Raw genomic sequence first — 19,437 nt, forward strand, 5'->3', positions numbered from 1 at the left:
TTTATGTAATACTGATTAATGAAATTTACCAAATTTTATACCAATGAAGAATGTTCTTGGAGCACTTGGTCCATAGATATAGTCAGAATCTCTAGTAGCTCCAGTATCAAAATCATTTTGATAAGCATTAAACATATTTTTTACCCCAGCTGAGATTGTTGTCATAAAATTATCATTGAAATCAATATGAGATTCTAATTTTAAATTCAAGTCAAAGAAATCTCCCACTTCATTTAGTCGTAAAAATCCTGTATTACTAATTACTCTAGGAACAGTCATACCACCTGTATAAGTTCCTGTAAGATCAATATTTATTTTTTTATTAGGAATCCAAGAAGTATTTATATATCCATAAAAGTTTGGGTTTCTTACAAATTCATTAACCACAATATTTGATTCTCCTGGAGTTGTTCCGTCCGTTTCAAATAAAATTTGTGGCTCATTATATTTAGATGCTTGTATAGTTCCTCCTAACTGAAATTGCCATTTTGGATTTGGTGATATTCCAAATTCAAAATTAGTTCCGTATACTTTTGCTCCAGAACCATTTCTTACTTCTTCTACTATAGAACCGTTAGATAATGTAGAACCTGTGCTTACTAATGTAAAAGGGTTTTCTAATGTTGTATAAAAACCTTCTAATAAGAAGTCTAATTGTAATAAATTAATACTTTTTGAATAGTTTAATGAGCCTGTAAAAGCGTTTGAAAATTCAGTTTTTAAGTTGTCTGAAAGAATCACAAATTGTGGTTCTCCACCAACACTAGAAATATGTACATCTTCATTGAATGCTTGTGGAGCTCTAAAACCTCTTGCATAGCCACCTCTAAATTTTAAGGCATCTGTAAACTGATAAGAAACGGTTAATCTCGGAGAAAAAGTTGTTTGACTCACATCAACATTTCTGGAAATTGTACCGATAGTATAAGTACCGTCAACATTAACATTATCTAAACGAGCACCAATTAAAGCTGTAAATTTATCTGAAGCTTTCCATTCATATTGTCCGTAAACTCCTAACGATTTCACTGATTGATCAACTAAACGATTATAACCTTCTATTTTATCTTCAGTAGATGTAAAGTTATATTCCGTTCCAACTGTTAAAATATCTTTATTTTTAAATGATTTTGTGTATTGTAAACCATTTACCCAAGCTAAATCTTTAGTAGTTCCAAAAGCATTGTTAGCTAAAATACTATCTTGTTTAGTTCTTCCACCGCCAAGTCCACCATAGTAACTACCACGATCTGTATAAGAAGCAGAGGTATAAATTTGAAATTTACCAGAGTCATCCTTGCTGTAAACTTCATAATCTGCTCCACCAATGAAAGTATCATGATCTAATTCTTCTGTAATATCAGTAAATTGAGGAGCAAGATTTAGTTTGTCACCACCTCGTCTATATTCTTTTATAGAATTTAAATTGACTGATATTCTACTTTTTTCAGTAGGTTTTACAAAAGCTTTAGCACCAACAGTTGTGTTTTTTAATTTAACTAGTTCTGTAAAACCATCACCATTTACATCAAGGCTTTCACGATTTCTATTCATTCCGAATAATGAAACGCCACTATTTAAATCATCAGCAACAACAGAGGTATTAAATGTTAATGTTCTATCGATTGATTTACCATCAATAAAAGCGAAGTTAGAGCCAATTTCCCAAGTATTTAAAACTGGATCTTTAGTAATAACATTTACTGTACCTGCAATAGCGCTTGAACCATATAAAGCAGAGCCTCCACTTCTAACAACTTCAATTCGTTCAATAATATTTGTAGGGATTTGCTCTAAACCGTATACACCAATTAACGATGTAAAAACAGGTCTGCTATTTAATAATACTTGGGTATAACCACCATCTAACCCATTTAAACGGACTTGTGTAAATCCACAGTTTTGACAGTTGGTTTCTACGCGGACACCTGGTGCATAATTCAAACCATCTGCCATAGAAGCAGATTGAGTAGCTGTTAATAAACGTGGTTTTATAGTTGAAACAACAACAGGAGTTTCTTTGCGTTCTACTCTGTTTCTAGTTGCACTAATAACCACTTCGTCTAAACCTAATACATCTTCAAACAATTCAAAATTTAAATTAATTTTTTCATTTGGCTTAGTTGTTATTTGTTTAGATGTTTTTCTAAACCCTTGAGAGCTTACCTCAATAATAGTTTTACCAGCAGGGATATTCAATTCATAGTAGCCATCTGCGCTGGCAGTTGTTCCAATAGTACCATCTTTTATATAAACAGAGGCAAATGGTACAGGTTCGTTATTTGAGGTTATTTTTCCTGATACAGTCTGGCTAAAAGCAGAGTAAGTTATTTGTAAAAAAAGTATTGCTAAAAGAGCTATTTGTTTTCTCATTATAAAGTGATGTTTTTGCAAATATATTATTAATGCAACTAAGTTGCAATTAAAAATTATTTGCACCACATGTAATATGTTTTTATGCAAATATAAAATATTTTTTAGTCTTGTCTAAAAATTATTTTATCTAAAACAGAATTTGTATTTTTGTTGAACCAAAAAAATAGAATGTTTAGTCAGTCAGAAGAAAATTATATAAAAACAATTTATCATTTAGCAGCAATATCTGATAAAGGAATTAGTACAAATGCTATAGCGAAGAAGTTAGCAACAAAAGCTTCTTCGGTAACAGATATGATTAAAAAGTTATCTGATAAGGAAGTGTTGGTTTATAAAAAGTATCAAGGAGTTACTTTAACAGATTTTGGAAAGAGAACAGCGGCTAATATTATACGTAAACATAGGTTGTGGGAAGTTTTCTTAGTACAAAAACTTAATTTTACTTGGGATGAAGTTCACGAGGTAGCCGAACAATTAGAACATATAAAATCGCCAAAGTTAATTGATGAATTGGATTCGTTTTTAGGTTATCCTAAGAGAGATCCACATGGGGACCCTATTCCTGATAAAGATGGGAATTTACCACAAATACAAAAGAGCTTGTTGTCTACACTAGAGAAAAGTGAGAAAGGAGTTTGTGTAGGGGTAAATGATACTTCTTCTGAGTTTTTACGTTTTTTAGATAAACAAGAAATAGGTTTAGGAAAAAACATAGAAGTTTTAGATAAAGAGCCTTTTGATGATTCGTTCCTAGTGAAAATAAACGGAAAGGAAATGACGATTTCAAACAAAGTGGCAAATAATATTTATATACAAAAAAGTTAAAATGAAAAGAATAGTTGGCTTAATTGCAGTTTTAATACTGGTAAGTTGTAATAACAAGGTAAAAAAGAAAAACGATAAATTAAATGTTGTTACCACTACTACTATGATTACCGATTTGGTAAAAAACATAGGAGGAGATAAAATTGAAGTGAATGGTTTAATGGGAGCAGGTGTTGATCCTCATTTATATAAAGCAAGTGAAGGAGATGTGTCCAAGCTGTTCAATGCAGATGTGGTTATTTATAATGGATTGCATTTAGAAGGAAAGCTAGAGGAAGTTTTCGAAAAGATGAAGCATCAAAATAAAAAAACAATTACTGTTTCTGATATTATAGATAAAAGTACTTTGATAGGATCTGAAGCTTTTGCATCAAATTATGATCCACACATATGGTTTGATATTAATAATTGGATAAAGATTACATCATATGTGGTTGATAAACTATCAGTTCTAGATTCTAAAAATGCAGCGTTTTACAAAAGTAATGGAGAAGAATATTTAAATAAATTAAAGGAGTTGAATCAAAATATTAGTGCAAAAATAAATGAGTTACCAATAGATAAAAGAATATTAGTTACAGCTCATGATGCATTTAATTATTTTGGAAGGCAGCATAAATTTAATGTTGTAGGATTACAAGGCTTATCAACAGCAACTGAGGCTGGAGTTCAAGATGTGCAAAAATTAGCAAAGTTTATTATAGATAATGATGTTAAAGCCATTTTTGTAGAAAGTTCAGTTCCTAAAAGAACTATAGAAGCTTTGCAAGAAGCAGTAAAGTCAAAAGGAAAAGAAGTTGCAATAGGAGGAACATTATATTCTGATGCATTAGGAAATGCAGGAACAAAAGAAGGGACTTATATCGGTATGTATAAAACCAATGTAAATACCATAATAGATGCATTGAAATAGTATGGAAACAAAATATGCAGTAACAGTAGATGATTTAACAGTAGCTTATAATTATAAACCTGTACTTTGGGATATTGACTTAGCTATTCCAGAAGGAGTTTTAATGGCAATTGTTGGCCCAAATGGAGCAGGAAAATCTACTTTAATAAAATCGATCTTAGGGATTATAAATCCAATTGCTGGAAGTGTTTCTGTATATGGAAAATCATACGAGAAGCAGCGAAAGTTGGTGGCTTATGTTCCTCAAAAAGGTAGTGTAGATTGGGATTTCCCGACAACAGCATTAGATGTTGTAATGATGGGAACCTATGGAAGTTTAGGATGGATTAAAAGACCAGGGGGAGCTCAAAAGAAAGCAGCATTAGAAGCACTTGAAAAAGTAGGAATGCTGCCATTTAAAAACAGGCAAATATCTCAACTTTCAGGAGGGCAACAACAACGTGTTTTTTTAGCAAGAGCTTTAGTACAAAATGCTTCAATTTATTTTATGGATGAACCATTTCAGGGTGTAGATGCAACTACAGAAATAGCAATAATTAATATACTGAAAGAGTTGCGTAAGGCTGGAAAAACCGTAGTTGTAGTACATCATGATTTGCAGACAGTTCCTGAATATTTTGATTGGGTAACTTTTCTGAATGTTAAGAAAATTGCTACTGGTCCTGTTAAAGAAATATTCAATGATGATAACTTAACCAAGACTTACGGAATTAATTATAAAGTAAGTGTGCAGCAATAATGGATTTACAAGAATATTTTAAACTCGTTTTTTCCGATTATACACTTCGTACTATAACAATTGGTACAGCAATTTTGGGAGCTATCTGTGGAATGTTAGGAAGTTTTGCTGTATTAAGAAAACAAAGTTTATTGGGCGATGCAATTTCTCACGCATCTTTACCAGGAATTGCAATAGCGTTTTTAATTACAGGAACAAAAGATACAAATGTGTTATTGTTAGGAGCATTGATTAGTGGTCTTATTGGTGCTTTTTGGATTCGCGGAATCGTTAGAAATACACATTTAAAAACAGATACGGCTTTAGGGTTAATTCTTTCGGTGTTTTTTGGATTTGGAATGTTGTTGTTGACATTTATTCAGAAGCAACCCAATGCAAATCAATCTGGTTTAGATAAGTTTTTATTTGGACAAGCAGCAACATTATTAGTTAAGGATGTTTGGTTTATGGTAATTGTTACTGGGGTTTGTTTACTAGTGTTGTTACTTTTTTGGAAAGAGTTTAAATTACTATTATTTGATGCAGATTATGCAAAAACCTTAGGTTTCAATATAAAATTTATAGATGCTTTAATTACTGGTTTTATTGTTTTAGCTATTGTTTTAGGATTGCAAACAGTAGGAGTAGTTTTAATGAGTGCTATGTTATTGGCACCAGCTGCTGCTGCAAGGCAATGGACAAATAGTTTAAGTACTATGGTAATACTAGCAGCAGTTTTTGGTTTACTAGCAGGTGTTGTTGGAACTGGGATTAGTGCAAGTCAGTCCAATTTATCAACAGGCCCAGTAATAGTGTTAGTAGCAGCAATATTTGTAGTTATTTCATTTATTTTTTCACCAACAAGAGGTTTGTTATTTCGTCAAATACGTTTTTTAAAAAACCGACGCGATTTGAAATTGCACAAAACACTATCTTTTATGTTTGATTTAGTAAAAACTCATGAAGATAAATCACATCCGCATGCCGTAAAAATTCTAAATAACTTTCAGGGATATACAAGAGGAACTTTAAAAAAGTTAGAAGAGAAAAAGTATATCAAAGTTGAAGGTAAAATGTGGTCAATGACAGAAGAAGGTTATCAATTTGCTGAAAACTTATATAATCAAAATATAGAAAATGAGTAGTGCTCAGATAGAAATACAATTAATAGCAAGCTTAGTGGCAATTGCCTGTGCAATACCTGGAGTGTTCTTAGTACTAAGAAAAATGGCATTGATTAGTGATGCTATAAGTCATTCTATTTTGCCAGGGTTGGTAATTGGTTTTTTTATTACACACGATTTAAATTCTCCATTACTTATTTTAATGGGAGCTTTGTCAGGAATAATAACGGTTGTCTTAGTGGAATATATCCAAAAAACAAAACTAGTTAAAGAAGATACAGCAATTGGATTAGTGTTTCCTGCATTATTTAGTATAGGTGTACTTTTAATAGCTAAAAATGCAAACGATGTTCATTTAGATGTTGATGCAGTTTTGTTAGGTGAATTAGCTTTTGCACCTTTTGATAGACTAATAGTCAATGATGTGGATTTGGGGCCAAAATCGTTATGGATAATTGGTACTATTTTATTAATTACATTAGGTCTTTTGTTAGCTTTTTTTAAAGAGCTAAAAGTAAGTACTTTCGATAAAGGATTGGCAACAGCATTAGGTTTTTCACCAGCAATACTTCATTATGGATTGATGAGTGTAGCATCTATAACAACAGTTGGAGCATTTGATGCGGTGGGGGCAATTTTGGTAGTTGCTTTAATGATTGCACCGGCTGCTACTGCTTATTTATTAACTAACGATTTAAAAAAGATGTTAGTGTTATCTGTTGTCTTTGGAGTATTGTCGGCAATTATTGGTTATTGGGTTGCACATTGGTTAGACGCTTCTATATCTGGATCAATGACAACCATTTTAGGAGTTGTTTTTCTAATGGTGTATTTGTTTGCACCTAATAAAGGCTTAATTTCTGTTTTGTATAGAAATAAGCAACAACAAAAAGAAGTACAGTTACTTACTTTTTTACTGCACTTAAATAATCATAGCGAAGAAAGAGAAAGACATATAAATCATTTAAATGAACATATCAATTGGCATAAAGTTAAAGCTAAATCTATTGTGGAATTAGCAGAGAAAAACAATATGATTTTGATAGAAAATAAAATTATATCGCTGACAGAAAAGGGAAAGGCCTTTACAGAGAAAGCAATAGATTATATCATAACAAATGATGATTCTGAAATAGAATCAATGAAAAAAGATTTCTTTTTGTTTAGAGGATAAAAACAAAGGAACTTTATGTAAATTCGTGCAATTAGCATCTAAAAAATAATTGTGCAAGAAGTATCAACATTTCAGGTATATAACGCATCAGCAGGAAGCGGAAAGACTTTTACATTAGTAAAAGAATACTTAAAAGTATTGTTAAATTCTAATGATATTTTTCGTTTTCAAAAAGTACTAGCCATAACTTTTACAAACAAAGCTGCTGGAGAGATGAAAGAACGTGTATTGGAAAATTTACACGATTTTTCAGAGGGAATAGAAAATGATTTGTTCCAACTAATAATTAATGAAATACCAGTTGAGAAATCAATTATCCAAGAAAGGAGTAAAAAAATTATAGAAGCAATTCTACAGAATTATTCAGCTTTTTCAATAACTACAATTGATAGTTTTACTCATAAAATAATAAAAAGCTTTGCATATGACTTAGGGCTGTCTTTAAATTTTGAAGTTGAAATGGATGCGATTTCACTGTTGAATGAAGCAGTTGATATTTTAATTTCTAAAATTGGAACAGATAAAGATTTAACGAAATTATTAATTGATTTTTCTTTAGATAAAGCGGATGATGATAAATCATGGGATATTTCAAGAGAACTAAGCGAGTTTTCTAGAATTTTATTAAACGAAGATGACACAAAACATTTTAGACAACTAACAGATAAAAAATTAGAAGACTTTACAGGGCTAAAAAATAAGTTGTCAAAACATGAAAAAGAGATAAAAGAAAATTTGCAAGAAATTGGAAATAAAGGTTTGCAAATTATAGAAGAAGCTCAATTAAGTCATAAAGATTTTTATAGATCAATGTTACCTAATCATTTTGTAGCATTGTCTGAAAGTCCTGATAAAGCAAAGTTTTTTGAAGATTCGAAACTTAGAGAAAGAATAGAAGAGAATAATTTTTATTCGAAATCTAAATCAGATGACATTAAAACGACTATAGAAGGAATTTTACCAGAATTACTAAATCTATATATGCAATCAGAGAAGTTGTATCAACAACATTTATTGAATAAGCTGGTATTAAAAAGTATCATTCCTTTGGCGGTTTTAAATTATATAAACTTAGAATTAACAGAAATAAAAGAAGAAAACAATCTTCGTTTAAATGCAGAGTTTAATCAATTAATATCTGATAATATAAAAGACCAACCAGCACCGTTTATTTATGAAAGAATTGGTCAGCGATTTATGCATTATTTTATTGATGAAATGCAAGATACATCTGTATTGCAGTGGCAAAACTTAATTCCCTTAATAAATAATGCATTGTCTCAAGAAAATGCAAGTTTACTATTGGTAGGAGATGGAAAACAAGCTATTTATCGTTGGCGTGGAGGTAAAGCAGAGCAGTTTATAAACTTAGGGTCAGAAAAAGGAAATCCATTTTATATACCAAAAGAAGTAAAAACATTAGAAAGAAACTATAGGAGTTTTTCAGAGGTAGTAAATTTTAATAATTCATTTTTTCAACATACGGCAAACTTTCTTCAAAATGAAGATTATAAACAATTGTTTGTTGAAGGAAATAAGCAAGAGGAGAACTCAAAAAAAGGTGGTTTTGTTTCAATATCTTTTTTAGAAAAGGAAGAAGAAAAAGAAAATGAACAGATAAAATACCCAAAGAAAGTTTTGGAAATCATTCGAAGTTTAGAAGATGATTTCTTGTTGAATGAGATTTGTGTGTTGGTGAGAAAAAAAAAAGATGGAATAGCGGTAGCCAATTATTTATCGGAAAATGGGATTAATATTATTTCTTCAGAAACATTGTTGTTGCAAAATAGTACCAAGGTTAATTTTATAGTTAACATATTACGTGTACTTCAATATTCAAATGATAAAGAAACTTTGTTAGAAGTCTTGTATTTTTTGCATAATCATTTAAAGTTTGAAAAAGACAAACATTCATTTATTTCGGAGTTTATTCATCAGTCAAATGAAACAATATTTCAAAATTTAAAAGACTATGGGATTTTATTTGAGTTATCAACTTTTCATCAATTACCTTTTTATGAAAAAGTAGAAGAAATAATTCGAAGTTTTAAATTAATCAATTCATCAGATGCTTATGTTCAGTTTTTTTTAGATGTTGTATTGGAGCAACAAAGAAAAGGAACTAGCATTCAAGAGTTTTTAGAGTTTTGGGAAGAGAAAAAACAGAATCTGAGTATAGTAGTGCCAGAAAGTGGTAATGCAGTACAAGTAATGACAATTCATAAATCTAAAGGGCTGGAGTTTCCAGTAGTTATTTTTCCTTATGATTTGGATATTTATCGTCAAATAAATCCAAAGATTTGGTTAAATGAATTGCCAGAAAATTTTAATGGTTTTAACGAGTTGTTAGTTCCATTTAGTAAAGATTTGAGTTATTTAAATACAACTGGAGCAGAAATTTATAATAATCAGCGAGAGGAATTAGAATTAGATAACTTTAATTTGTTGTATGTAGCCTTAACAAGACCAGTTGAACAGCTACATATTATAACAGAAAAAAGAATTTCAAAAACAGGAGAGAATACAAATTACTATTCTGGTATTTTCATTAACTATTTGAAGAAAATAGAAGAATGGAAAGAAGATGAATTAGAGTATTCTTTTGGAGATAGAGAAAGGCTTATAAAAAAAGAAAAAGAGTTGTCTTCAACAAATATTCAAGAAGCATTTATTTCAACATCTTGGAAAGAACACAATATTCAGATGTTGGCGAGTGCTTCAAAATTATGGAATACAGAACAGGAAGAAGCTATCAAATTCGGTAATCTTATTCATGAGGTTATGTCAAAAATAATAATAAAAGAAGATGTTGGTAAAGTAATAAATCAATATGTTCAGCAGGGAATTATTGATAATAAAGATTCAGGGTTTATAAAAGAAGATATAAATAGAATCGTAAATCACCCATTATTAGAAGTATATTTCTCAGAAAATATAATAGTTTATAATGAAAGAGAAATTGTTGATGTAGATAATCAAATTATGATTCCTGACCGACTGGTTTTTGATGAAAAAGGAGAAATTATAATTATAGATTACAAAACAGGTAAGCCTTCCAAAAGCTATCATCAACAATTGTTGAGGTATCAACGAGTATTAAAATCTATGGGATATGTAGTAAAGAAAAAGCTACTCATATATATTAATGAAAAAAATTTGATTGAAGAAGTTTAAGAATTAACTTTGACCATTTAAAAAGCAAACAACTTTCAAACATAAATTATGTACGGAAAAATAAAAGAACAATTACAGCAAGAAATTCAAGATATTAAAGATGCTGGATTGTATAAATCTGAACGAATTATTACATCATCACAAGATGCAGTAATTAAAGTTTCAACAGGAGAAGAAGTAATTAACTTTTGTGCAAATAATTATTTAGGGTTGTCAAACCACCCAGAGGTAATTCAGGCAGCGAAAGATACAATGGATACTCATGGATTTGGAATGTCTTCAGTACGATTTATTTGCGGAACTCAAGATATCCATAAAGATTTAGAAAAAAAGATAGCAGATTTTTATACAACAGAAGATACTATTTTATATGCAGCAGCTTTTGATGCAAACGGAGGAGTTTTTGAGCCTTTATTAACAAAAGAAGATGCTATTATATCTGATAGTTTAAATCATGCTTCAATTATTGATGGAGTTCGTTTGTGTAAAGCAGCAAGATACCGTTATGCAAATAATGATATGGCTTCGTTAGAAGAACAATTAATAGAAGCAAATAAACATAACCATAGATTTAAAATCATAGTAACGGATGGTGTTTTTTCTATGGATGGAATTGTAGCTAAATTAGATGAAATTTGTGATTTAGCAGATAAGTATGATGCGTTAGTAATGGTTGATGAATGTCATGCAGCAGGGTTTATTGGAAAAACAGGAAGAGGTACTGTAGAACTGAAAAACGTAATGGATCGTGTAGATATAGTTACAGGAACATTAGGAAAAGCTCTTGGGGGAGCAATGGGAGGTTATACTACAGGTAAAAAAGAAATTATTGAAATCTTACGTCAACGCTCACGTCCATATTTATTTTCAAATTCATTAGCGCCAGCAATTGTAGGAGCTTCTTTAAAAGTATTTGATTTGTTGTCAAATGATACTACTTTAAGAGATAAATTAGAGTGGAATACAAATTATTTCAGAACAGAAATGGAGAGTGCCGGTTTTGATTTAGTTGGTGCAGATGCTGCAATTGTACCTGTAATGTTATACGATGCTAAGTTATCACAAGTAATGGCTAATAAACTATTAGAAGAAGGAATTTATGTGATTGGATTTTTCTATCCGGTAGTGCCAAAAGAACAAGCTAGAATAAGAGTTCAATTATCAGCAGCACACGAAAAAGAGCACATAGATAAAGCTGTAAATGCTTTTGTTAGAGTAGGAAAAGAGTTAAATGTGATATAAAGATATTAAGGTAAAAACTTGTATTTATTATAAGTTTTTGTAGATTTGCTTTTGTAAATAAGTTTTAACAACTTACATTTGCGCTATATATAAACGAACTTTTAATTTAAATTTTTAATAATGAAACAAATCAAATTAGCTGTGATAGCTTTGTTTACGTTCGCTACTGTAGGAACTGTAAACGCACAGGATTCAGACAACCCATGGGCGGTTGGATTTGGTGTCAACGCAGTTGACGTAAGAATCCCAACTAAGTTTGGAGATTATGCAAAAGATTATATCGGTACTAGTGACTGGAATATTTTACCTTCAATTTCTAGAATTACTGTTGACAGATATTTAAGTGACGGGTTTACTTTACAGTTAGCAGGATCTATTAATAAAATTGAGCATTTTGCTGCTAAAAACGATATGGATGAGCTTTATTGGGCTATCGATGCAAATGTAAAATATGACTTAAATAATTTATTTGGAGATACTTCTTGGTTTGATCCTTATGTATATTTAGGGGGAGGATACACTTCTTTAGGAGATAATAGCGAAGGAATGTTAAATGCTGGTTTAGGTTTTAATACTTGGTTTAATGAAAATCTAGGGTTAAACTTCCAGTCAGGAGCTAAGAAAGAGTTTGCAGATAAAGTAAGAGATCACTTTCAACATTCTGTAGGTTTAGTATTCAAATTCGGAGGTAAAGATACTGACGGAGATGGTGTATACGATAAAGATGATGCTTGTCCAGAAGTTGCAGGATTAAAAGAATTCAACGGATGTCCTGATACTGATGGTGATGGAATCAAAGATTCTGATGATGCTTGTCCAGAAGTAGCTGGTTTAGCTGCTTTAAACGGATGCCCTGATACAGATGGTGACGGTATTGCTGATAAAGATGATGCTTGTCCAACTGAAAAAGGAACTAAAGCTAACAACGGATGTCCTGATGCTGACGGAGACGGTGTAGTTGACGGTAAAGATAAGTGTCCTAACACTGCAGGTCCAGCTGAGAATGGTGGATGCCCTTGGCCAGATACTGATGGTGACGGAGTTTTAGATAAAGACGATAAGTGTCCTAAAGTTGCCGGAGTTGCTTCTAACAACGGATGTCCTGAGGTTGTAATTAAAGAAGAAGCTGTAAAGAAATTAAATGATTTCGCAAGAGCTATCTACTTTAACTCTGGAAGAACTACTTTCAGAACAGGAGTTACTGGTAAATTAGATTTAATTGCTGGTATTATGAAAGAATATCCAAAAGCTAACTTTAGTATTCAAGGACATACAGATAGCCAAGGTAGAGCTTCAACTAACATGAAGTTATCTCAAAGAAGAGCTAAAGCTGTATTAGATTACTTAGTAGGTAAAGCTGGAGTTGCTGCTAACAGATTATCATCTCAAGGATTTGGTGAAGATTACCCAATCGCTGATAACAAAACTAGAGCTGGTAGAGCACAAAACAGACGTGTAGAGATTAAATTAGTAAAATAATTTAACCAAAAATATACATAATTGAAGCCTCGCATTTGCGAGGCTTTTTTTATATGCTTTTTTTTATGAAAAATAGTTTAAAAGGTTTTTTAAATTCCTTTAAAAAAATTACCTTTGCACCTTGAAAAAAGGAGCTAAAGCTCACATAGCAAATTAAATAACTTTAATTACATATAGTAATGTCTACAATAACAGGTAAAGTTTCTCAAATTATTGGTCCAGTTATCGATGTTGAGTTTAATACAGAAAATGCTGAATTACCAAAGATTTACGATTCATTAGAAATTAAAAAAGCTGATGGTTCAACTTTAGTTTTAGAAGTACAACAACATGTTGGAGAAGATACGGTTCGTACAATCTCTATGGATGCAACTGATGGATTAAGTAGAGGTACGGAAGTAGTAGCTACAGGAAATCCAATTCAAATGCCAATAGGAAATGATATTTATGGTCGTTTATTCAACGTAACTGGTGATGCTATTGATGGATTAGGAGACTTGCCAAAATCTGGTGATTCAGGATTATCTATCCACCGTCAAGCACCAAAATTTGACGAATTATCAACTTCTACTGAAGTATTATTTACTGGAATTAAAGTAATTGACTTAATTGAGCCTTACGCAAAAGGAGGTAAGATTGGATTATTTGGAGGAGCTGGAGTAGGTAAAACAGTATTAATTCAGGAGTTAATTAACAACATTGCAAAAGGACACGGAGGTTTATCTGTATTTGCAGGAGTTGGAGAGAGAACTCGTGAAGGAAATGATTTATTAAGAGAGATGTTAGAATCTGGAATTATCAAATATGGTGATGATTTTATGCATTCTATGGAAGAAGGAGGATGGGATTTATCTAAAGTTGATAAACCAGGAATGAGAGACTCTAAAGCAACATTCGTGTTCGGTCAAATGAATGAGCCACCTGGAGCACGTGCACGTGTAGCTTTATCTGGTTTAACTATTGCTGAATATTTCCGTGATGGTGCAGGAGAAGCTCAAGGAAAAGATGTATTATTCTTCGTTGATAATATCTTCCGTTTTACACAAGCAGGTTCTGAGGTATCGGCATTATTAGGTCGTATGCCATCAGCGGTAGGTTACCAACCAACATTAGCAACAGAGATGGGAGCAATGCAAGAGCGTATTACTTCTACTAAGAAAGGATCTATTACTTCTGTACAGGCAGTTTATGTACCTGCGGATGATTTAACGGATCCAGCACCAGCAACAACGTTTGCTCACTTAGATGCAACAACTGTATTATCTCGTAAGATTGCTGAGTTAGGTATTTATCCAGCAGTAGATCCATTAGACTCTACTTCTAGAATTTTATCACCAGAAATTTTAGGTGATGAGCACTATAACACTGCACAAAGAGTAAAAGAAATTTTACAGAGATATAAAGAATTACAAGATATTATCGCAATCTTAGGTATGGAAGAATTATCTGAGGAAGATAAATTAGTAGTTCACAGAGCACGTCGTGTACAACGTTTCTTATCTCAACCATTCCACGTAGCTGAGCAGTTTACTGGTATCCCAGGATGTTTAGTTGATATTAAAGACACTATCAAAGGATTTAATATGATTATGGATGGAGAGTTAGATAAGTACCCAGAGGCAGCGTTTAATTTAAGAGGTTCTATACAAGAAGCAATTGATGCTGGTGAGAAAATGTTAGCTGAAGCATAATTCAATTAACAATTAACAATAATTAATTCTATTGAAATTATGTTTTTAGAAATTGTAACACCAGAAGCTATTTTGTTTTCATCTGAGGTAGATTCTGTTACTGTACCAGGTATAAATGGTGAATTCCAGATTTTAAATAATCACGCACCAGTTGTATCTATTTTAAACGAAGGAACAGTAAAAGTACATGTACATACTCAAGACCATAAAGTTTTTGATGACTTGCATGGTAGTATTGTAAGTTTACCAGAAGATGATAAAGTTTTAACTTTAAGTATAAAGTCTGGAACTTTAGAAATGAAAGAAAATAAAGCAATTATTCTAGCAGACTAATTGATTTAAATAATAAGAAAAAGCCAAACATAGTGTTTGGCTTTTTTTGTTTTATAAATCATTAAACTATCGAAATTAATTATCTTTGTACTTATGAACGGAATATTTTTATTTATAGGAGGGCCTGAGATTTTTGTAATCTTATTATTAGTGGTGATGTTATTTGGAGCAGATAAAATTCCTGAAATAGCAAGAGGATTAGGAAAAGGTATGCGACAAATTAAAGACGCAACTAACGATATTAAAAAAGAAATAAACGATAGCGCCAAAAATCAAGGTATTGATACCGATTTTGTAAGAGATATAAATAAAGAAGTAAATGAAGTTAAAGAAAATATAGATGACTTCACAGGACCGATTAAAAGAAGATAAAAACTTTTATTTTACTCGGCTTATAGTCAAACCATCTCTAATTGGTAATAATACGGTTTCTAAGCGATCATCTTCATTTAACTTTCTATTATACTCTAAAAGAATTTTTGTGTCAATATCCTTAGGATTTAAAGCTTCTACTACTTTACCACTCCAAAGTACATTGTCAGATAAAATGATCCCACCAGTATTCATTTTATCGATAATTAAATCAAAATAATTTAAGTAATTAGATTTATCTGCATCAATAAATACTAAATCAAAGGTGTCATCTATAGAAGGAATAATATCTATAGCATTTCCTATAATTTGCTTGATTTGTTCTCTAAATTCAGATTTTTGAAAGTATTTATATTGAAGCTCTTCCAGTTCTTCATTCTTATCAATAGTATAGAGAATCCCTTCTTTTTGTAAACCTTCGGCTAAACATAAAGCAGAATATCCAGTATAGGTTCCAATTTCTAAAATAGATTTGGGTTGAATTAATTTAGATATCATAGATAACACTCTGCCTTGAAAAGCACCACTTAACATTCTTGGATTTAATATTTTTTGCCAAGTTTCTCTTGTTAATTCTTGAAGGATTTGAGGCTCTTGTTGAGAATGACTAACAACGTAATCATCAATTTTTTCAGGAAGAAAATGCATGAATATATTTTTAAATCAAAGGTATAAAAAAACGGAATCTATTGTAGCATAAATTCCGTTTCAATCTAACAAAAAATCAAAAATTGATCTTATTCAGATCAAAGTCGTTAATTAAATTGACTTAATTGTTCCTTTAAAGCTTCTTTATCTTTATTAGATAAACACTGTGTTTCGTTTTTACAATCATTAGCTTTCATTTTAAAAATGTGTGTCATCTTTTTATTCTGTTTAGAATATAAAGCACAAACTTTGCAAACTAAAATATGCCAATTAAGTTGTAATTTCTCGTAAAATGAAGCTTCACCATATTGTGCTTTATCACAAATAGTAGTAGCTTCATCGCATGTTATTTTAAAATTTTTAAACATTGTTTTTTACTTATTAAACCAGTTCTTTTCCATACAGTTTCTTAGCTGAGTTCTCGCTCTATGAATAATAACCCATAGGTTCGACGGAGTGATATCTAATTCCTTACAAATTTCTTCAGTTTCAAATTCTTGAATAGTTTTCATCCTAAAAACCATAGCATATTTTTCAGGAAGATGTCCTATACATTCATCTATTTGAGACTTCAATTCGTTGTTTTCAATACTCTTTTCAGCTTCATTATTCCAAGACTGAGGTACACGTTCCTCAATCCAGTTACCTTCATTTTCACCATTATCATAAAAATTCATTCTAACTTCAGCTTGACCTTTTTTAGAATTAATTTTTCGATAATAGTCAATTATTTTTCTCTTTAAAATTGAAACTAACCAAGTTCTCTCGGTTGATTTACCTTCAAAGTTTTTCGCAGATTTAAGTCCAGCAAAAAATGTTTCTTGGACTAAATCTTTAGCTATATTGGAATCATTAACACGAACTATAGCATAATTAAATAAATAATCAGCATAGTTATCTACCCATTTATTTGGAGATAAAGTGTTGGATTTATCAGTTCGGTTCATTGCGTCAAATATAAGCTATTTTTTATTTAAATGTAGTCTGATAAATCCTACTTAATCCATTAGGATTAATATTTACGTAATTAATAATTTCGGTTAATTTTTTTCTCTTTTTAAAGCTTTTAGGAATTGAACTTTTATTAGTGGTATAATAAAGAACATTATTCTTCATATCCACAAACGGACAATAATCTAGTTTTCTTGAATTAATACCATTTTGTAAATGTTCAGCAGGTAACCAATTATTGTTTTTATCTTTTCTACTTATGTACAAATCGCCACGTCCTAAATCATCTTTTCTTCCATAAGAAGTAAATATTATAAAACTTTCATCCGGTGCTACAAAAGCGTTAAATTCATATTTTTCTGAATTTATCTTATTACTTAAAGAGGTAGGATTAGTATACTCTCCATCTATAAATCTACTAACATAAATATCTTCTTTTCCTTTTGAATTTTCATATTGAGCAGTAAAGAAAAGATCTCCCTTATTTGTAACAGAGGGATAAAATTCGTCTTTAGAAGTATTAACTATAGCGCCAATATTTTTAGGTTCTGACCAATTATCCGAAAGGTTATTTCTGGTAACATACCATATATCCATGTCTTTTTTTACTTCTGAAGAATTATTATTAACCCTATTTGAAGCAAAAAACAGTTTTAAACCATCAGGAGATAAAAAAGGTTCTAAATCTTTATGCTGTCCAGAAAAAGCTACAGCTTCAGGTTTAGTCCATTTGCCATTTATTTTTTTAGAAAAAGCAATAAATGAATATTCTTTAGCATAACTTTCAACAGTAAAATAAAATTCATCTCCACTTTTACTCATAGAAAAGTCTCTCACGTTAGGCAAATCTTTAAATAACTTTGGTAAAAACATTTTAGGATTTTGAGAAAACCCTATGCTTGATATTAAAAAACAAAAAAGTAAGTATTTCTTCATTAAACTATTTTTTTACAGATTTACAACTACTTCTACGCCTCATGTCTACTAAATAAATAATTTCCCATTTTCCATTATTATAAAATAGTTGAAAAGAATTGGCTCCACAATGACTAAACTTATCATTAAAATAGAATTCATAAGGAGTCCAAACCGAGGCTAAATTACCGTCCACTTTAATATCGTATGACAAAAGTTTTTCAAAATATTTGTGTTCAGGTTTTTTATCTGCAATTTTTGCTAGAAGATTTTCTCTGCTTTCAGTAGCCAACTTTTTTTCACCCTTTTTGTTGGTAAAAGTCGTTTGTATTTTAACAGAAGAATGAAGTGTCTTGCCAACAATAGCACTATCACCTTTGTGAAGTCCTTCAAAAAAAGTATCGATAGTTTTTTTAATCATATCGTGTTCATTTTTGCTTTGAGCATTAGCAACACTTGTAAGAATAAGTACTATTAGGACAGTAGTAATTTTATGCATATTTGTTAGAATTTAGATAGTAAAGCTATTAAAAAAGAAAAGAGAGAAAATATAATTAACAGAAGATTAACTAGTTTTCTATGAATTGAATAATAATAGAAGTTCCTTAAAGTAAATTGTTCAATAGAATAAATGTGTATTTTTACAGACTAGAAAATTAAAAACAATGTCAGTAGCTAAAAAACAATACAAAAGAATTACCACAAAATCATTAGTTGAGATGAAAGCTAATGGAGAAAAAATATCCATGCTTACTGCCTATGATTATACAATGGCAAAAATTGTTGATGGAGCTGGAGTTGATGTGATTTTAGTTGGAGATTCAGCTTCGAATGTAATGGCTGGGCATGAAACAACTTTGCCAATTACATTAGATCAAATGATTTATCATGCAAGTTCTGTAATTAGAGCAGCAGAACGTAGTTTGGTAGTTGTTGATTTACCTTTTGGAACGTATCAAGGAAATTCTAAAAGTGCTTTAGAATCTGCCATTAAAGTAATGAAAGAGTCTGGAGGACATGCAGTAAAGTTAGAAGGAGGAAGTGAGATTGCTGAATCAATTTCTAGAATTTTAACAGCAGGAATTCCTGTTATGGGTCATTTAGGATTAACACCTCAATCTATTTATAAATTTGGTACGTACACAGTAAGAGCAAAAGAAGAAGAGGAAGCCAATAAGTTATTAGAAGACGCAAAATTATTAGAAAAATTAGGATGTTTTGCTCTGGTTTTAGAAAAAGTTCCTGCAGTTTTAGCAGAAAAAGTAGCTAAGAGTTTAACGATTCCTGTTATTGGAATTGGAGCAGGTGGTGGAGTAGATGGACAAGTACTAGTAACACACGATATGCTTGGAATGACACATGAGTTTAATCCTCGTTTTTTACGTAGATATTTAGACTTGTATGGAGAAATGACAAACGCTTTTCAAAGCTATATAGAAGATGTGAAGTCGCAAGATTTCCCTAATGAAAAAGAGCAATATTAACTATTACAAGCCTTCTGA

General features: G+C 31.0%; 18 protein-coding genes. 12 read left to right on the forward strand and 6 right to left on the reverse strand.

The window, feature by feature from the left end:
- Positions 1–15: 15 nt before the first annotated feature.
- Entirely contained in the window at positions 16–2,373 is a 2,358-nt protein-coding gene (locus tag F7018_RS02310) for a TonB-dependent receptor (RefSeq protein ID WP_150898359.1), read from the reverse strand.
- A 171-nt stretch (positions 2,374–2,544) separates the two neighbouring features.
- Between F7018_RS02310 and F7018_RS02315 the strand changes: the two genes are divergently transcribed.
- The 11 genes from F7018_RS02315 (at position 2,545) to F7018_RS02365 (ending at position 15,421) form a co-directional block, all read left to right on the forward strand.
- Positions 2,545–3,201 (forward strand): metal-dependent transcriptional regulator, encoded by a 657-nt coding sequence (locus F7018_RS02315; RefSeq protein WP_150898475.1) that lies wholly within the window; start codon positions 2,545–2,547, stop codon positions 3,199–3,201.
- 1 nt (position 3,202) lies between these two features.
- Positions 3,203–4,114 carry a metal ABC transporter solute-binding protein, Zn/Mn family gene (locus tag F7018_RS02320; protein WP_150898360.1) on the forward strand — a complete coding sequence of 304 codons (912 nt, stop codon included), beginning with the start codon at positions 3,203–3,205 and terminating at the stop codon, positions 4,112–4,114.
- A gap of 1 nt (position 4,115) precedes the next feature.
- Positions 4,116–4,853, forward strand: coding sequence for a metal ABC transporter ATP-binding protein (locus F7018_RS02325; RefSeq protein WP_150898361.1), 738 nt, complete (start codon positions 4,116–4,118; stop codon positions 4,851–4,853).
- Entirely contained in the window at positions 4,853–5,977 is a 1,125-nt protein-coding gene (locus tag F7018_RS02330) for a metal ABC transporter permease (RefSeq protein ID WP_150898362.1), read from the forward strand. The genes F7018_RS02325 and F7018_RS02330 overlap by 1 nt, the downstream gene beginning before the upstream one ends.
- Entirely contained in the window at positions 5,970–7,130 is a 1,161-nt protein-coding gene (locus tag F7018_RS02335) for a metal ABC transporter permease (RefSeq protein WP_150898363.1), read from the forward strand. Before F7018_RS02330 ends, F7018_RS02335 begins: the two co-directional genes overlap by 8 nt.
- Before the next feature lie 51 nt (positions 7,131–7,181).
- Positions 7,182–10,304 (forward strand): UvrD-helicase domain-containing protein, encoded by a 3,123-nt coding sequence (locus F7018_RS02340; RefSeq protein WP_150898364.1) that lies wholly within the window; start codon positions 7,182–7,184, stop codon positions 10,302–10,304.
- Positions 10,305–10,352: 48 nt separating this feature from the next.
- Positions 10,353–11,546 carry a glycine C-acetyltransferase gene (gene kbl, locus F7018_RS02345; RefSeq protein WP_150898365.1) on the forward strand — a complete coding sequence of 398 codons (1,194 nt, stop codon included), beginning with the start codon at positions 10,353–10,355 and terminating at the stop codon, positions 11,544–11,546.
- 120 nt (positions 11,547–11,666) lie between these two features.
- Positions 11,667–13,025, forward strand: a complete 1,359-nt coding sequence (locus tag F7018_RS02350) for an OmpA family protein (RefSeq protein ID WP_150898366.1) — start codon at positions 11,667–11,669, stop codon at positions 13,023–13,025.
- A 179-nt stretch (positions 13,026–13,204) separates the two neighbouring features.
- Complete coding sequence (gene atpD, locus F7018_RS02355) at positions 13,205–14,716, forward strand: F0F1 ATP synthase subunit beta (protein ID WP_150898367.1); 1,512 nt, start codon at positions 13,205–13,207, stop codon at positions 14,714–14,716.
- Positions 14,717–14,755: 39 nt separating this feature from the next.
- Positions 14,756–15,049, forward strand: a complete 294-nt coding sequence (locus tag F7018_RS02360) for a FoF1 ATP synthase subunit delta/epsilon (RefSeq protein WP_150898368.1) — start codon at positions 14,756–14,758, stop codon at positions 15,047–15,049.
- A gap of 93 nt (positions 15,050–15,142) precedes the next feature.
- Positions 15,143–15,421: a Sec-independent protein translocase subunit TatA/TatB gene (locus tag F7018_RS02365; protein WP_150898369.1), complete on the forward strand. Its 279-nt coding sequence runs from the start codon at positions 15,143–15,145 to the stop codon at positions 15,419–15,421.
- 6 nt (positions 15,422–15,427) lie between these two features.
- Here F7018_RS02365 and F7018_RS02370 read toward each other — a convergent pair whose 3' ends face one another.
- The 5 genes from F7018_RS02370 to F7018_RS02390 all read right to left on the reverse strand — a co-directional run bounded on the left by F7018_RS02370 (position 15,428) and on the right by F7018_RS02390 (position 18,434).
- The gene (locus F7018_RS02370; RefSeq protein WP_150898370.1) at positions 15,428–16,069 is read right to left on the reverse strand and encodes an O-methyltransferase; all 642 of its coding nucleotides are present in this window, start codon (positions 16,067–16,069) and stop codon (positions 15,428–15,430) included.
- 107 nt (positions 16,070–16,176) lie between these two features.
- A complete protein-coding gene (locus F7018_RS02375) occupies positions 16,177–16,437 on the reverse strand; it encodes a hypothetical protein (protein WP_150898371.1) in 261 nt (86 codons plus the stop codon).
- Positions 16,438–16,443: 6 nt separating this feature from the next.
- The gene (locus tag F7018_RS02380; protein WP_150898372.1) at positions 16,444–17,016 is read right to left on the reverse strand and encodes a sigma-70 family RNA polymerase sigma factor; all 573 of its coding nucleotides are present in this window, start codon (positions 17,014–17,016) and stop codon (positions 16,444–16,446) included.
- Positions 17,017–17,038: 22 nt separating this feature from the next.
- A complete protein-coding gene (locus F7018_RS02385; protein ID WP_150898373.1) occupies positions 17,039–17,956 on the reverse strand; it encodes a TolB family protein in 918 nt (305 codons plus the stop codon).
- A gap of 4 nt (positions 17,957–17,960) precedes the next feature.
- Positions 17,961–18,434 (reverse strand): nuclear transport factor 2 family protein, encoded by a 474-nt coding sequence (locus tag F7018_RS02390; RefSeq protein ID WP_150898374.1) that lies wholly within the window; start codon positions 18,432–18,434, stop codon positions 17,961–17,963.
- A gap of 166 nt (positions 18,435–18,600) precedes the next feature.
- Here F7018_RS02390 and panB point away from each other — a divergent pair, with 166 nt between their 5' ends.
- Positions 18,601–19,419: a 3-methyl-2-oxobutanoate hydroxymethyltransferase gene (gene panB, locus F7018_RS02395; RefSeq protein ID WP_150898375.1), complete on the forward strand. Its 819-nt coding sequence runs from the start codon at positions 18,601–18,603 to the stop codon at positions 19,417–19,419.
- Positions 19,420–19,437: the final 18 nt, after the last annotated feature.

Source organism: Tenacibaculum aiptasiae (assembly GCF_008806755.1).
Lineage (GTDB): Bacteria > Bacteroidota > Bacteroidia > Flavobacteriales > Flavobacteriaceae > Polaribacter > Polaribacter aiptasiae.

Bases quoted from the DNA above. Each gene is read 5' to 3' on its own strand.
- F7018_RS02380 (WP_150898372.1), bottom strand. From the start codon at position 17,016: ATGAACCGAACTGATAAATCCAACACTTTATCTCCAAATAAATGGGTA.
- F7018_RS02350 (WP_150898366.1), top strand. From the start codon at position 11,667: ATGAAACAAATCAAATTAGCTGTGATAGCTTTGTTTACGTTCGCTACT.
- F7018_RS02370 (WP_150898370.1), bottom strand. From the start codon at position 16,069: ATGCATTTTCTTCCTGAAAAAATTGATGATTACGTTGTTAGTCATTCT.
- F7018_RS02390 (WP_150898374.1), bottom strand. From the start codon at position 18,434: ATGCATAAAATTACTACTGTCCTAATAGTACTTATTCTTACAAGTGTT.
- F7018_RS02310 (WP_150898359.1), bottom strand. From the start codon at position 2,373: ATGAGAAAACAAATAGCTCTTTTAGCAATACTTTTTTTACAAATAACT.
- kbl (WP_150898365.1), top strand. From the start codon at position 10,353: ATGTACGGAAAAATAAAAGAACAATTACAGCAAGAAATTCAAGATATT.
- F7018_RS02320 (WP_150898360.1), top strand. From the start codon at position 3,203: ATGAAAAGAATAGTTGGCTTAATTGCAGTTTTAATACTGGTAAGTTGT.
- F7018_RS02325 (WP_150898361.1), top strand. From the start codon at position 4,116: ATGGAAACAAAATATGCAGTAACAGTAGATGATTTAACAGTAGCTTAT.
- F7018_RS02360 (WP_150898368.1), top strand. From the start codon at position 14,756: ATGTTTTTAGAAATTGTAACACCAGAAGCTATTTTGTTTTCATCTGAG.
- F7018_RS02335 (WP_150898363.1), top strand. From the start codon at position 5,970: ATGAGTAGTGCTCAGATAGAAATACAATTAATAGCAAGCTTAGTGGCA.
- F7018_RS02375 (WP_150898371.1), bottom strand. From the start codon at position 16,437: ATGTTTAAAAATTTTAAAATAACATGCGATGAAGCTACTACTATTTGT.
- atpD (WP_150898367.1), top strand. From the start codon at position 13,205: ATGTCTACAATAACAGGTAAAGTTTCTCAAATTATTGGTCCAGTTATC.
- F7018_RS02330 (WP_150898362.1), top strand. From the start codon at position 4,853: ATGGATTTACAAGAATATTTTAAACTCGTTTTTTCCGATTATACACTT.
- F7018_RS02365 (WP_150898369.1), top strand. From the start codon at position 15,143: ATGAACGGAATATTTTTATTTATAGGAGGGCCTGAGATTTTTGTAATC.
- F7018_RS02315 (WP_150898475.1), top strand. From the start codon at position 2,545: ATGTTTAGTCAGTCAGAAGAAAATTATATAAAAACAATTTATCATTTA.
- F7018_RS02385 (WP_150898373.1), bottom strand. From the start codon at position 17,956: ATGAAGAAATACTTACTTTTTTGTTTTTTAATATCAAGCATAGGGTTT.
- panB (WP_150898375.1), top strand. From the start codon at position 18,601: ATGTCAGTAGCTAAAAAACAATACAAAAGAATTACCACAAAATCATTA.